Genomic DNA, 14,136 nt, shown 5'->3' on the forward strand with positions numbered 1-14,136 from the left:
TTTGCTTCCGGTATAAACTAATAACACGATGGAAATGATAAATTGTTTTATTCCGTTCCTTTCTCTTTCCCAGGCCGAACAAACCATCAAAGGGTTGAGGCTTTGCGACCGGATAAAAAAGATATATTTGTTGTCGGCCGAGCCCGCTTCCGGCACGGTCATGGGATGTGAAGTTTTATCTGTCGGTTCGCTCAGCAGCACTGCCGCTTGCCGGATTATCGCCTCACACGCCGATACAGCCTATACATTATTATATACGAAATATACGACGCTCGAACCCGGACAATTCGCCCTGGAACGTATGTTGGCAATAGCCGGCGATACACATGCCGGAATGCTTTATGCAGACCATTACCAGGTGGAAGCCGGCGTCTATAAACCCGCTCCGGTGATCGATTACCAGCAAGGCAGCCTGCGCGATGACTTCGACTTCGGTTCTGTCCTGCTGTTCGACTCCGCCGTATTGAAGCAGGCGGTGGCGGCGATGGACCATGATTATCGCTTTGCCGGACTTTACGACCTGCGCCTTCGTGTCTCTGAATTGGCCGGACTGGTCCACATCAATGAATATTTGTATTCGGAAGTGGAACAGGACAAGCGCAAGAGCGGGGAGAAGTTGTTCGATTATGTCGACCCGAAGAACCGGGCGGTGCAAATCGAGATGGAAGCGGCCTGCACGGCCTACCTGAAACGGTGCGGCGGCTATCTCGCTCCCCGTTTCGAACCGATCGCTTTCGATGCCGGGACTTTCGAGCAGGAAGCTTCTGTCATTATTCCCGTCCGCAACCGCATCCGTACCATCGAAGACGCCATCCGTTCCGTGCTGGCACAGCAGACAACTTTCCGTTTCAACCTGATTATTATAGACAACCATTCGACGGACGGCACGTCCGAAGTCATCGGGAAATACACCTCGGATGAACGTGTGATCCATCTGATCCCCGCGCGTTCCGACCTCGGTATCGGCGGCTGCTGGAACTTAGGCGTCCATCATCCGACCTGCGGAAAGTTTGCCGTCCAGCTCGATAGCGACGATGTGTATAGCGGTCCCGACACGTTGCAGAAGATCGTGAATGCCTTCTACGAACAGAACTGCGCAATGGTTGTCGGCACATACCGGATGACGGACTTCGCGATGAACGAAATCCCGCCCGGCGTGATCGACCATAAAGAGTGGACGCCTGAGAACGGACGCAACAACGCCCTGCGCATCAACGGCCTGGGCGCTCCCCGTGCTTTCTACACGCCGGTTCTCCGGACAATCAATCTGCCCAATACGAGCTACGGAGAAGATTACGCCTTAGGACTGCGCATCTCCCGCACCTGGCAGATCGGGCGCATCTACGACGTCCTCTATCTCTGCCGCCGTTGGGAAGACAACTCCGATGCCGCCCTCGATATCGTGAAGATGAACGGACATAACACTTACAAGGACCGCATCCGGACCTGGGAACTACAGGCCCGGATCGCGCTGAACGCTCATTCGTCCAGGTGATAGACCACGAACGGGTCGTCGTGGTAATAAGTTGTCATGACCAGCGTGCCGGTTTTAGGATCTATGACATTGTAGACGCAAAAGTCATGTAGCTTGTATCGTTTGACAGGATTGCCGTTCCAGTCGTATTTCTCCAGATACATATAGTTGTTGCCTTTCTGGCTTCCGCCGCCACGACATAAGGCGTTCGTCCCGAGTGGGTGATGTAGACGTAATCGCGGGTCGGCAACACTTGCATGTAATGGGTGACGTTCGCATCCAGTCCGTTTATGACGGTCAGCGTCTTTTCGTCGAACTCGGATTGCTCGAAGTTGAGCGTCCGGACAGTCTTTGCCTCCATATCCATGAACTTGATGATCTTGGTGTATTTATAGGCGAAGACCATCCGGTCGCGTCCGGGATTGGTGCAAAGCGCGCCTGTCGCCGGTATGCCTTTGGAATGTTGCAGGCGAAGATTATACAGCTTTTCCCGTTGGATCGAATCATTCTCCAGAGGGACGCGGTAGATGGTGCTGCCCATTTGGTAAAGAATCGCTTTCTCTCCCGCCGGATAAGCATGTTCGACATAATCCCAGATCGAATGCCGGTCGAATGCTTTCTTTATAAAATGCGCTTCCAGATGCGAGTCGAGACCGTAAAGGTTGCCGTTGTATCCGTCCAGCATATAGCAAAGATAGTCCGGGTCAGAGGATTCTATGGCGACCGGCAGCATAAACTCATCCGGCCCGTTTCCCCGGTCACCGATTGTTTTCACGTGAGTGAACGAAGGATAACGGAAGACATAAAACGGCGCGTCCCTGCAACCCATAATCAAGAGGCTGTCCCGGATCACCATAGTCGGTTCGATCGGTTTGAAGATGAACGTATCCGGTTCCTCGATGTGTGTCCCCGTGAGTTCCGTCTCTTCGGAGAATACCTCCTTTCCTTTGAGGAACACTTCCCCGGCCTCCAAAGGCGGAAGTTCCGGGATTATTTCGATGGCGACGGTGTCTGCCGGTGGCGTCTCGATTTCAGTTCCGGCAGTTGTGTTTTGCTTTCCGCTGCAAGCCGACAGGCTCAGGATAATCAGGGAAGAGCAGAAAAACAGGTGTTTCATGGTAATTAGAATTATAGTTTGGCTAAAGGTATGTATTTTTCGATGAACGATAACCTCTTTATCTCTTATTTCTTTCTCCTCTATCGCTTAGCCGTTTGTTCGGTATGAATTAGTGGAAGGATACCTATAGATAAATCGTTCGCTTGGCGGTGAACGATCGTCCGCCGCCCAGTGAACGATCGTCCGCCGGCAAGCGAACGATCGTTCGGCGCCCGGCGGACAACTAATGGGCAGGCTTTTCCGGGCTAATTTATACCGAACGGTTCGCTAATTCATCCTTATTAGCCGGATAAAAGTATGTGACCTGTTTTTTTTCATTACTTTTGTGATGCGGGTAAAGGTGCTGACAACCGTGAAAACACGAAATATATGAATGATCTGGAACAACAAATAGAATCGCTCCTTCTCTCTCAGAAGAAGGACTGGAAGTTGGCGTGTGACAATTATGCTTCGCTAACGCATGTGCAGACCCGTTGCTTTGAGGGAGATAGCAGGCTTACGATTCTTCAGTTTAACCCCGAGCGGATTCGCTCGTCCGCCGCTAAGATAGACAAGGCTTCCTTGGCGGCGCGGCCCTGTTTCTTCTGCCACCGGCCGGAGGAACAGAAGAGCGTGGTGTTTAATGACCTCTTCGAGATTCTGGTCAACCCTTATCCGATCTTCAACGACCACCTGACAGTTCCGCTGCGGCGGCATGAGAAACAGCAGATTGCGCCTTATTACGGCGATATGCTGGACTTGGCGTCCGCTCTGCCCGGCTACGCTTTGTTTTATAACGGACCCAAGTGCGGGGCTTCCGCTCCCGACCATATGCATTTCCAGGCAGGAAGGCGAGGCGGCTTCCCGATTGTGGAAAGTTGGGCCGAGGCTTCGAAGGCGATTGTCCGGGAAGGCGATCGGACGCGTCTCTATGCGTTGTCCGATCATCTGCCGACAGCCTTTATCCTGGTGTCGGACGACAAGGCGGAAGCCGTGGAAGCCTTTACATTATTATATAATGAGATGGATGTGAAGCCGGGCGACTATGAACCGATGATGAACGTCCTGGTCTGGACGGAGGGCGATTCCCGGATCACGTGTGTCTTTCCCCGGCGCGAATTGCGTCCTTCCTGCTATTATGCGGAGGGAGACGACAATATATTGATCAGTCCGGCTACCGTCGAGATGTCCGGTTTGTTTGTCGTCCCGTTAGAGAAAGACTTCCGGAAAGTGACGTATGCTGACCTGGAGAAAGTCTGGCGGGAGGTCAGCATTACAGAAGCAGAAAAGAATGAGATAATCCGAAAGATAAGAGAAAAAGTATGATACCACATAAGCCTTTGTCTGATAAAACGTCCGCAAGGTCACCTTGGTTCTGGGTTCCTTCCCTCTATTTTGCGCAGGGAATCCCTTACGTGGCGGTGATGATTGTTTCGGTCCTGATGTATAAACGCCTGGGAATATCCAATACGGATATCGCCCTTTATACGAGTTGGCTGAACCTTCCCTGGGTGATCAAACCGTTCTGGAGCCCTTTCGTCGATCTGTTGAAGACGAAGCGTTGGTGGGTGGTGACGATGCAGTTGCTGATCGGTGCCGGACTTGCCGGCGTTGCCTTTACGATTCCGACCGCTTTCTTCTTCCAGGCTTCGTTGGCAGTGTTCTGGTTGTTAGCTTTCAGTTCGGCGACACACGATATTGCGGCGGACGGTTTCTATATGCTGGCGCTCGATTCGCATGAGCAGGCGTTCTTTGTCGGCATCCGCAGCACGTTCTACCGGATTGCGATTATTGCCGGGCAGGGAGTGCTGGTGATGTTTGCCGGGTTCTTGGAGAACCGGACGGGGAAGATTCCGCTTGCCTGGTCTGTCACCTTCTTTATCCTGGCAGGACTGTTCTTGGCTTTGTTCCTCTATCACCGCTATATATTGCCTGCTCCGAAAGGGGACAAACCTTCCGCCACGGTTACGCCGGGCACGATCTTGAAAGAGTTTTTCGCGACTTTCGCCTCATTCTTCAAGAAGAAACAGACGTTGGTTGCAATCCTGTTTATGCTGTTATACCGTTTTCCGGAGGCACAGTTGTCGAAGTTAGTCACGCCTTTCCTGGTCGATCCCCGCGAAGTGGGAGGATTGGGGCTTTCGACTGCCGAGATCGGATTGGTCTATGGGACAATCGGGACAATCGGATTGACCTTGGGCGGCATATTAGGCGGCATTGCCGCTTCTGCCGGCGGATTGAAGAAATGGATATGGCCGATGGCATTGGCTATATCGTTGCCCGATGCCGTCTTTATCTATCTCAGTACGGCTTTGCCGGACAATCTGTGGATCGTCAATATCTGTGTCTTTATCGAACAGTTCGGCTACGGTTTCGGGTTCACGGCTTATATGTTGTACCTGATTTATTATTCCGACGGCGAGCATAAGACGGCGCATTATGCGATCTGTACCGCCTTTATGGCATTGGGCCTGATGCTTCCCGGAATGGCGGCAGGCTGGTTGCAAGAGCAGATGGGATATGAGAACTTCTTCTGGTGGGTGATGGGCTGTTGCTTGGTGACATTGCTTGTCACGGCTTGTTTGAAGATTGATCCGGAGTTTGGGAAAAAGAAAAAAGAATAAGTGAAAGAAATATGATACTGATATCTGACAGCGGCTCCACCAAAACGGATTGGTGTGTGGTGGATAAGGGCGAGATCGTCCGCCGTATCGCGACAGCGGGCATTAACCCCTTTTTCCAGTCGGAAGAAGAGATTGCCGGCGAAGTGGAGAAGAACTTGCTTCCGGCTTTGGATGGATTAGCGGTCACTTCTGTCTCCTTCTATGGCGCAGGCTGTGCTTTTCCGGAAAAGAACGAGGTGGTCCGTCGGGCGATCAACCGTTATCTGCCTGTTCCGGTGGAAGTCGGGAGCGATCTGTTAGCTGCCGCCCGTGCCTTATGTGGCGATGAGGCGGGGATTGCCTGCATCTTGGGAACCGGTTCCAACTCTTGCCTGTACGACGGGAAAGAGATTGTCCGGAACATCTCTCCGTTAGGTTTTATCCTCGGGGATGAAGGGAGCGGGGCTGTTCTCGGGAAACTGCTTGTCGGCGATGTCCTGAAGAACCAACTGCCGGAAGCGTTGAAGGATGCGTTCTTCGCGGAGTTCGGTCTGACGCCTGCCGTTATTATGGAAAAGGTCTATAAGCAGCCTTTCCCTAACCGTTTTCTGGCAAGTCTGTCTCCTTTCCTGATCCGGCATATAGAAGAACCGGCGATCAGCGGTCTGGTGAATGACAGTTTCCGGAAATTCTTTATCCGTAACGTGATGCAGTATGACTATCGGTCTTACCCGGTTCATCTGCTTGGCTCCGTCGCCTGGTATTACCGGGAGCAGTTGGAGGCGGTTGCCGGAGAGTTGGGTATTCGTTTGGGGGCAATTGTGCAGAGTCCGCTTGCCGGGCTGGTAGCTTATCATCGAGTTTAATAAATAATAGATATGTCGAAGTTCAAGTATTTTTTAATTGGATTATTAAGTATGGCATTTACAGCATGTGCGCAAAAGGAGAGTGAATTGTATTTGTTTGTCGGCTCGTATGCCGATGCGGCGGATACGGGTATCAGCTTGTATCGTTTTAATACGGATACGGGAGCGGCTACGTTGGTGAAAGAAGTTTCCGGTATTCAGGACCCTTCTTACCAGGCGATAAGTCGGGACGGGAAGTTTGTTTATTCGGTGAGCGAGACGGGAGAGAGCGATGCCAAAGTCTGTGCCTATTCTTTTGACAAGGACGCGGGGACGCTTACGCTGTTGAACGAGCAAAAGACCGAGGGAAGCGCTCCCTGTTATATCTGGGTGGACAGCCAGCGCCGCATGGCAGTTACGGCTAATTATAACGGAGGAAGTATCAGCGTATTCCCGATCTCGGCCGATGGCACGTTGCAGCCGGCCAAAGTCTATGCGTATGAAGGAGGAACGCCGGGTTCCGAGCGGCAGGCGGTTCCGCACCTGCATTGCGTCTATGCTTCCCCGGATGAGAAATACCTGTATGCAAACGATTTGGGAACGGACCGGATTTATAAGTACGAGCTTATTGCTTCCGGCAGCGGATTGAACCTGAAGGAAGGGGAACCGGCATCCTTTAGTTTGCCGGCCGGAGAAGGTCCCCGTCACACGGTTTTCCATCCGAACGGAAAGCGGGCGTATCTGATCAGCGAACTTTCCGGGCGTGTAACGGTTCTCGATTATGATAACGGCAATTTTACACCTGTTCAGTTTATAGAAGCGGATACGTTGCACGTTTCAGGCAGTGCAGATATACACATCACTCCGGACGGACGTTTCCTCTATGCCTCCAACCGTTTAAAGGGGGACGGCATTGCCATCTTCTCCATCGATCCGGCGGATGGGAAACTGACGAAAACCGGTTATCAACTGACGGGCATCCATCCGCGTAACTTCATCATTACGCCGAATGGCAAATACCTGTTGTGTGCCTGCCGTGACAGCAATGTAGTCCAGGTCTTTGAAATAGACCCGCAGACCGGGCTGTTGAAAGATACAGGGAAAGATATAAAGGTGGATAAACCCGTTTGTCTGAAGTTTAAATAAGATATGTCATTCATCAAGATAACAGAACAGGATTCCCTCTACAACGACCTGGAACAGAAGTCTGTCCGGGAGTTGCTCGAAGATATAAACGCCGAAGACCGGAAGGTCGCTTTGGCTGTCCGGGAAACAATCCCTAAAATAGAAGAGTTGGTCTTGCAGATCGTCCCCCGCATGAAGCAAGGGGGACGTATCTTCTATTTGGGAGCGGGGACGAGCGGCCGGTTAGGAGTTTTGGATGCATCCGAGATACCGCCGACGTTCGGAATGCCTCCTTCGGTGATTATCGGACTGATCGCCGGTGGTGACACTGCTCTCCGTAATCCGGTGGAGAATGCCGAAGACGATGAGGAACGCGGTTGGCAGGAATTGCAGGAACATCAGATTAACGCTCTGGATACCGTGATCGGCATTGCCGCTTCCGGCACGACGCCTTATGTCATCGGCGCCCTTCGCCGGGCACGCGAACATGGCATACTGACAGCTTCGATCTCCAGCAATCCCGATTCGCCGATGGCTGCACAAGCCGACGTGGCGATTGAAATGATTGTCGGCCCGGAGTTTGTCACCGGCAGTTCCCGCATGAAATCCGGAACGGGACAGAAGATGATCCTGAATATGATCTCCACCTCCGTCATGATCCAGTTAGGCAGGATAAAAGGAAACCGGATGGTCAATATGCAGCTTACCAATCAAAAGCTCATCGACCGGGGAACCCGTATGGTGGCCGAAGAGTTGGGGCTTCCCTACAGCCAATCCCAGCATCTGCTCCTTATGTATGGTTCGGTTAAGGATGCCGTGGAAGCTTATCGTCATAAACGCTTAAAGTAAAAACGCTATTGGATCGGACAGTAATTGACTTACTTGATAGAATAATGTTGTAAATAATTGAATTGATATTATGAGAAGGAGAGATTGCATGAGATGTTTTTATTATTTGTTACTGACGCTGCTATGTTGTGCAGGTTTGTCGGCAAAGACAAAGAAAGCTGTGTATATAATCATTGACGGGGTTCCGGCCGACCAAATCGAGAGGCTGCATCCTTCGGCTATTTTCGATATCGCTTCGAGGGGCGCCTATGGCCGGGCTTATACCGGAGGCGAGATAGGCGGATATTCCCAAACCGCTACGATTTCGGCAATCGGATATACCAATTTGTTGACATCGACTTGGTTTAACAAACATAATGTGGGTGGCAATTCCAATCTGAAACCCAATTATAACTATTGGACTATCTTCAGGATCGCAAAAGAACAACCGGAAGACTATAAAACGGCTATTTATTCCAGTTGGACGGACAACCGTACCGTATTGATCGGGGAAGGCAAGAAGGAAACAAACAATCTTAAAATAGATTATGTGAAAGACGGTTACGACCTGGATACGGTTCGTTTTCCGAAAAAAGAAAAGGATTTGCATATCTTCGATATCGACGAGCAAATCTCGAAAGACGCAGCGGCCGGTATCCGCAAGGATGCCCCCGATTTGAGTTGGGTTTATTTGTGGTACACCGATGATGCGGGACATATTGCCGGCAACGGCGCTTTTTTCGATGAGTATGTCCGGAAGGCTGACAACCAAGTTGCCCGTGTTTGGGAAGCTGTCAAGTATAGGGAGGCCAATTTCGATGAAGAATGGATGATCGTAGTTACGACCGATCACGGGCGTGGTGAGAATGGGCATGGACATGGAGGCCAGTTCTGGCGGGAACGTACGACCTGGATATCGACCAATGTTCCAGTAAACAGCCATTTCTCCACAGGGGCGTTAGCTATTACGGATATTGCTCCTTCTATTTGCCGTTATATAGGGTTTGAAATCCCGCAGGCTGTTCTTTGGGAGCAGGACGGCATTCCGTTTATCGGCAAAACCGATATTTATGATTTGCAAACCGTGCCTTATGACAATACGGTGGAGCTGTCCTGGAAATCTTATACAGAAAATGTTCCGGTCACAGTCTATGCTGCCACCGACAATAAATTCAAGGAAGGTGGAAAGGACGAATGGATTAAGCTTGCAGACCTTCCGGAGGGAGTGAATAAATATACGGTCGATTTGCAAACCCTGCCGGCTTCCAAGTTCTATAAGTTTGTTGTACAAGCTCCCGGGAATCATTTGAATCGTTGGTTGTTTAAGTAGATTTCAAATATGTTAAAATGACAATAACCCCCTTCTCCGGTCGTTTTTCTATTTCGTCTGAAATTTTGATCGATTTTGGTTTGACTTTTTTCATTGGTTATCCTTTCTTGTCTGACAAAAGATGAGATGAGGTGCGCAGCCCGTTCCGAAAGGCTTTCTTTTTGATTGCCGAAAAACGGAAACGCCGGCAAAGTGATAAAGCTTAACTCCCGGAGAATCGAATATTTGCGAACGGAGACGGACTGCGTCCAAATATCCCAAGGAAATATTGGGGGCCTTGTCACCATGACGACCGTCTTCATCGCCTTTGTGACCGTCTTCATTGGAATGGCGACCGTCTTCATAGGGTATGACGACCGTCTTCAGGGCGATAAAGTGCCGGGAAAATGAAATAAAGGTTGACTTCACGGCAGAGAACTCCCGAAAAAGGGGAAAGAGTCCCTTTTTGACGTCCGAAAAGCGGATTAACATTTATTCTGTTTCGGGCTTCTTTTGGGCTTAAAAAATGCGTTTTATACAATAAGCCCTGAAGTAGCAATTGGTGAAAACAGGTCGTGCATTGCTCTGCTAAAGATGCCGTGGATGCCTGCCACAGGTCCCGAGTTTTATAGATTGATCACGTTCTGCTCGAACTGCTCTTTGTTGCCGATTGCTTTATTCCGTATCTTACTCCGGTAGTTGTAAATGGTAGCTAAAGAGTATCCTAAGAAATGGGCGATCCGGTTGCTGTCCGTTACTCCTAAGCGGATCAGTGCGAATATGCGCAGTTCCGTTGTCAGCAATTCCCCTGATTTAGGATAAATCCGTCCCTCTTCTATCAACAGGCTGTTGAACGAAGAAATAAAATGAGGGAACAGTTCCAGGAAAGACTTGTCAAACTCATTGTAGAACGCTTTCCGTTCGTCACGGATAAACTGTTCGGATTTGATGGCTTTGAACAGGTCGTCTATGCGTGAGGCCATTGCCAGTTTAGCTAACGAATGACGGTAAGCGTCCAATTGGTCCAGGTAAGCGACGCAGCGGTCCAGATAACGGGCGATATATACTTCCTTGATTTTACCGGTCTGTTCCAGCTCCTTATTTACGGCTTGCAATTGCTTGTTGGTCTGGCTCAGATCCCGGCGCATAGCCGATAACTTTTTCATCCACCGGTACAGATAGAAGATCGTTGCAATCAGGAAAAGAGACAGAAGGCTGATACTTATTAGCAGTGTGCGCGATATCTGGCGTTCTCTTTTCTCCTTTAATTTGTAGGCTTTGTCGATAATCGGGAAGAACTGTGTGACCTCGATAAATCGTAAACGAGCATTACATGAAACGGCATCCTCCATGGAGCAATTCAGATATTTGTAGGCGCGGTCTATCTCGCCCTGTCGGTAGATGAGTTGTGCCAACTTTTGCAAGGAGGCATATTCTTTTGTTGCCGATTGCAAATCCAATATGGCTGTTTGTGCCAGGTAATAGATCTGCTTATCTGTATCGTGCATTGCGTCGTACACTTCGGACAGTGTATAGTAGATAAACGTTTTCTGGCGTATATCCGGTTCTTGTTCTAAAAGGCCGTATAGAATCACCAATGAACTGTCTGGCTTACCGTCGACTATCCATTTTTCAGCCCGGACAATGTCCTGGTTTATTCCCGGTACAGGTGTTGCCAGGATGGAATCACGGTAGGCATTGGTTTTTTGCAGGTATTTCTGCCTTTCGTCATCATGTGTCGTATAATCGGTCAACCAGCCATAATAGGCCCGGAACGTACCGTAATAATAATTCAAGGTCTTTTGATCCAGCTCCTTAGGGTTGATCTGCTCTAACTTTTCGAGCGCTTCGTTATACATTCCCATGACTCCCATGACTTCCGCCTGGTTGATAATGAGTTCATTTTTTAATTCGGGATGATTCAGCGAAGGGAGTAAATTGATCTTGCTGTTTATATAATATAAGGAAGAATCGGCCTGATAATGCAGGTAGAGGTGGTATAGCAAACCGTACAGGTTATATTTCTCTTCATCGTCTTTTGATTGGTATAACTGTTGTTTCAGGTCGTTGATTTCTTTTTCTTTTTTAATATGGAAGGTTTGTTTTCTGGCTATTATTCCGTCCAACTCTTCCAGGACAATCTCGTTTGTTGTCTTTTCGGCGAACAGGCAAAGCGGACAGGCGAATAGTAATAATATAAGGTAACAGGTAATATTTTTCATTATCATCATTGACTTTGTTTTTCACAAATATATAAATATTAAGTATCCGAGGTGCAGAAAACGGTAAGAAATATTTATTAAAGGCTGTAGAAAAGGTGTGGATATGATTCTGGCAGTTCACAAAGACTTATATTTTTAAAAAAGATGTTTAATAGTAATTGTTTGTAGAATAGTGTGTTAGTTTAAATATAGACTGAAAATCATTTATATTTTTGTTCTTGTCTCATTTAGCGGGTTTCAATACCGTTACATTTGCCATATCCGAAATGAAAAAAACTCTCGGACCATATCGTTGGCATATAATTTAATACCATTTTATAATATGAAAAGAAAAAAGAATCTTTCACTCGTCTTTTTACTCTGCATTTCATTTATCGGAAATGCGCAGCAAAAACTTACCTCGCCGGATGGTAATCTGGAAATGACATTTCGTTTGAATCAGGAAGGCGCTCCTGTTTATGAATTAACTTATAAACAGAAAGAGGTCATCAAACCCAGTACGTTGGGACTGGAACTGAAAAAAGAGGATGCGGATGCAGCTGTTGACTTCGAGTTCAAGCAGCGTAAAGACGTTACGACATTAGACAAAAAGACAAATCTTTATAATGGCTTCGAAATCGGAGAGGTCAGCACCTCCAGCTTCGATGAAACCTGGAAGCCGGTTTGGGGAGAGGAAAAAGAAATCCGGGATCATTATAATGAATTGGCGGTGACGCTGAATCAGCCCGCAAACGACAGACATATTGTGATCCGGTTCCGTCTTTTCAATGACGGATTGGGCTTCCGCTATGAGTTTCCGCAACAGAAGGAGTTGAACTATTTCGTCATCAAAGAAGAACATTCGCAATTCGGTATGGCAGGTGACCATACGGCATTTTGGATTCCCGGGGATTATGATACGCAAGAATACGATTACACGACTTCCCGTTTGTCTGAAATCAGAGGGTTGATGAAGAAGGCTATCACTCCTAATTCTTCGCAGACACCGTTTTCACCGACGGGCGTGCAGACCGCTTTGATGATGAAGACCGACGATGGCCTGTATATCAATTTGCATGAAGCCGCTCTGGTCGATTATGCGTGTATGCATCTGAACCTGGATGACAAGAACATGGTGTTCGAATCCTGGCTCACCCCTGATGCAAGAGGCGATAAAGGCTATCTGCAAACTCCTTGCAACTCACCCTGGCGTACGGTTATTGTGAGTGACGATGCCCGTGATATTTTGGCATCCCGCATTACGCTTAACCTGAATGAACCTTGTAAATTAGAGGATGTTTCCTGGATCAAACCGGTTAAATACATCGGTGTATGGTGGGATATGATTACCAATAAAGGTACTTGGGCTTATACGGACGAACTTTCAAGTGTGAAGTTAGGAGTGACGGACTATTCCAAGACAAAGCCGAATGGCAGGCATTCCGCTAATACGGCAAATGTAAAACGTTATATCGATTTTGCCGCTCAGAATGGTTTCGACCAGGTTCTGGTTGAAGGATGGAATGAAGGCTGGGAAGACTGGTTCGGGAAAAGCAAGGATTATGTTTTTGACTTTGTGACTCCTTATCCCGATTTCAACGTGAAAGAACTTCAGAGCTATGCTGCCGGTAAAGGAGTGAGACTGATGATGCACCATGAAACATCCGCTTCCGTCCGTAATTATGAACGTCATATGGATAAAGCTTATCAGTTCATGGTCGACAATGGATATAACTCGGTTAAGAGCGGTTATGTCGGCGATATTATCCCGCGCGGGGAATACCATTACGGGCAGTGGATGAATAACCATTATTTATTTGCCGTCAAGAAAGCGGCCGGTTATAAGATTATGGTAAATGCACACGAAGCAGTTCGTCCTACCGGGCTTTGCCGTACCTATCCGAACCTGATCGGCAATGAATCTGCCCGCGGAACAGAGTATGAATCGTTTGGCGGCAACAATGTGGACCATACGACTATCCTGCCTTTTACCCGTCTGGTCGGTGGACCGATGGATTATACGCCGGGCATCTTTGAAACGCATTGCAATAAGATGAATCCGAATAATAATTCCCAGGTCCGTTCCACTCTGGTGCGCCAGTTGGCATTGTATGTCACGATGTACAGCCCTCTGCAGATGGCTGCCGATATTCCTGAAAATTATGAACGTTTTATGGATGCCTTCCAGTTTATTAAGGATGTCGCCATCGATTGGGACGAAAGCCTGTATCTGGAAGCTGAACCGGGAGACTACATCACGATTGCCCGTCGGGCCAAAGGTTCGAATGACTGGTTTATCGGTTGTACGGCTGATGAAAACGGACATACTTCCAAATTGACATTTGATTTCCTGCAACCGGGAAAACAATATGTAGCAACGGTGTATGCCGATGCCAAAGATGCCGACTGGAAGAATAATCCGCAGGCCTATACGATAAGCAAAGGCGTACTGACCAATAAAAGCAAACTGACTTTGCGGGCAGCAAGCGGAGGGGGTTACGCCATCAGTATCAAAGAAGTAAAAGATAAATCAGAGGCAAAAGGATTGAAAAGGTTATAATAGCTTCAATAGGTTGAAGACAAATAGGTTTTAATAGGTATTTCTCTAATTTGCAACAAAATAAACATAAGTAATAACAATCTTAAATTCTCTAA

10 protein-coding genes are annotated in these 14,136 nt (G+C 48.4%); 8 read left to right on the forward strand and 2 right to left on the reverse strand.

Features of this window, described 5'->3' with window-relative positions; all coding sequences use genetic code 11:
• Positions 1-34: 34 nt before the first annotated feature.
• Positions 35-1,495, forward strand: a complete 1,461-nt coding sequence (locus DW083_RS00095) for a glycosyltransferase family A protein (protein ID WP_122331146.1) — start codon at positions 35-37, stop codon at positions 1,493-1,495.
• Positions 1,496-1,556: 61 nt separating this feature from the next.
• On the opposite strand, the gene DW083_RS00100 is transcribed toward DW083_RS00095, so the two are convergent.
• The gene (locus tag DW083_RS00100) at positions 1,557-2,591 is read right to left on the reverse strand and encodes a hypothetical protein (protein ID WP_233551674.1); all 1,035 of its coding nucleotides are present in this window, start codon (positions 2,589-2,591) and stop codon (positions 1,557-1,559) included.
• Positions 2,592-2,960: 369 nt separating this feature from the next.
• Here DW083_RS00100 and DW083_RS00105 point away from each other — a divergent pair, with 369 nt between their 5' ends.
• The 6 genes from DW083_RS00105 (at position 2,961) to DW083_RS00130 (ending at position 9,301) form a co-directional block, all read left to right on the forward strand.
• The gene (locus DW083_RS00105) at positions 2,961-3,896 is read left to right on the forward strand and encodes a DUF4922 domain-containing protein (RefSeq protein ID WP_122331021.1); all 936 of its coding nucleotides are present in this window, start codon (positions 2,961-2,963) and stop codon (positions 3,894-3,896) included.
• Entirely contained in the window at positions 3,893-5,194 is a 1,302-nt protein-coding gene (locus DW083_RS00110) for an MFS transporter (RefSeq protein WP_122331022.1), read from the forward strand. The genes DW083_RS00105 and DW083_RS00110 overlap by 4 nt, the downstream gene beginning before the upstream one ends.
• An 11-nt stretch (positions 5,195-5,205) precedes the next feature.
• A complete protein-coding gene (locus DW083_RS00115; RefSeq protein WP_122331023.1) occupies positions 5,206-6,039 on the forward strand; it encodes an ATPase in 834 nt (277 codons plus the stop codon).
• A gap of 51 nt (positions 6,040-6,090) precedes the next feature.
• Positions 6,091-7,164, forward strand: coding sequence for a lactonase family protein (locus DW083_RS00120; RefSeq protein ID WP_233551675.1), 1,074 nt, complete (start codon positions 6,091-6,093; stop codon positions 7,162-7,164).
• A gap of 3 nt (positions 7,165-7,167) precedes the next feature.
• Entirely contained in the window at positions 7,168-7,992 is an 825-nt protein-coding gene (gene murQ, locus DW083_RS00125; protein WP_122331025.1) for an N-acetylmuramic acid 6-phosphate etherase, read from the forward strand.
• Positions 7,993-8,152: 160 nt separating this feature from the next.
• Positions 8,153-9,301 carry an alkaline phosphatase family protein gene (locus tag DW083_RS00130; RefSeq protein ID WP_233551676.1) on the forward strand — a complete coding sequence of 383 codons (1,149 nt, stop codon included), beginning with the start codon at positions 8,153-8,155 and terminating at the stop codon, positions 9,299-9,301.
• Positions 9,302-9,906: 605 nt separating this feature from the next.
• Here DW083_RS00130 and DW083_RS00140 read toward each other — a convergent pair.
• Entirely contained in the window at positions 9,907-11,502 is a 1,596-nt protein-coding gene (locus tag DW083_RS00140) for a DUF6377 domain-containing protein (RefSeq protein ID WP_122331147.1), read from the reverse strand.
• Between the two features lie 322 nt (positions 11,503-11,824).
• Between DW083_RS00140 and DW083_RS00145 the strand changes: the two genes are divergently transcribed.
• Complete coding sequence (locus DW083_RS00145; RefSeq protein ID WP_122331148.1) at positions 11,825-14,041, forward strand: glycoside hydrolase family 97 protein; 2,217 nt, start codon at positions 11,825-11,827, stop codon at positions 14,039-14,041.
• Positions 14,042-14,136: the final 95 nt, after the last annotated feature.

It is taken from the genome of Parabacteroides sp. AF48-14 (assembly GCF_003477465.1).
Taxonomy (GTDB): domain Bacteria; phylum Bacteroidota; class Bacteroidia; order Bacteroidales; family Tannerellaceae; genus Parabacteroides; species Parabacteroides acidifaciens.

Coding starts and splice junctions, on each gene's coding strand:
- DW083_RS00095 (WP_122331146.1), top strand. CDS start 35: ATGATAAATTGTTTTATTCCGTTCCTTTCTCTTTCCCAGGCCGAACAA.
- DW083_RS00100 (WP_233551674.1), bottom strand. CDS start 2,591: ATGAAACACCTGTTTTTCTGCTCTTCCCTGATTATCCTGAGCCTGTCG.
- DW083_RS00105 (WP_122331021.1), top strand. CDS start 2,961: ATGAATGATCTGGAACAACAAATAGAATCGCTCCTTCTCTCTCAGAAG.
- DW083_RS00110 (WP_122331022.1), top strand. CDS start 3,893: ATGATACCACATAAGCCTTTGTCTGATAAAACGTCCGCAAGGTCACCT.
- DW083_RS00115 (WP_122331023.1), top strand. CDS start 5,206: ATGATACTGATATCTGACAGCGGCTCCACCAAAACGGATTGGTGTGTG.
- DW083_RS00120 (WP_233551675.1), top strand. CDS start 6,091: ATGGCATTTACAGCATGTGCGCAAAAGGAGAGTGAATTGTATTTGTTT.
- murQ (WP_122331025.1), top strand. CDS start 7,168: ATGTCATTCATCAAGATAACAGAACAGGATTCCCTCTACAACGACCTG.
- DW083_RS00140 (WP_122331147.1), bottom strand. CDS start 11,502: ATGAAAAATATTACCTGTTACCTTATATTATTACTATTCGCCTGTCCG.
- DW083_RS00145 (WP_122331148.1), top strand. CDS start 11,825: ATGAAAAGAAAAAAGAATCTTTCACTCGTCTTTTTACTCTGCATTTCA.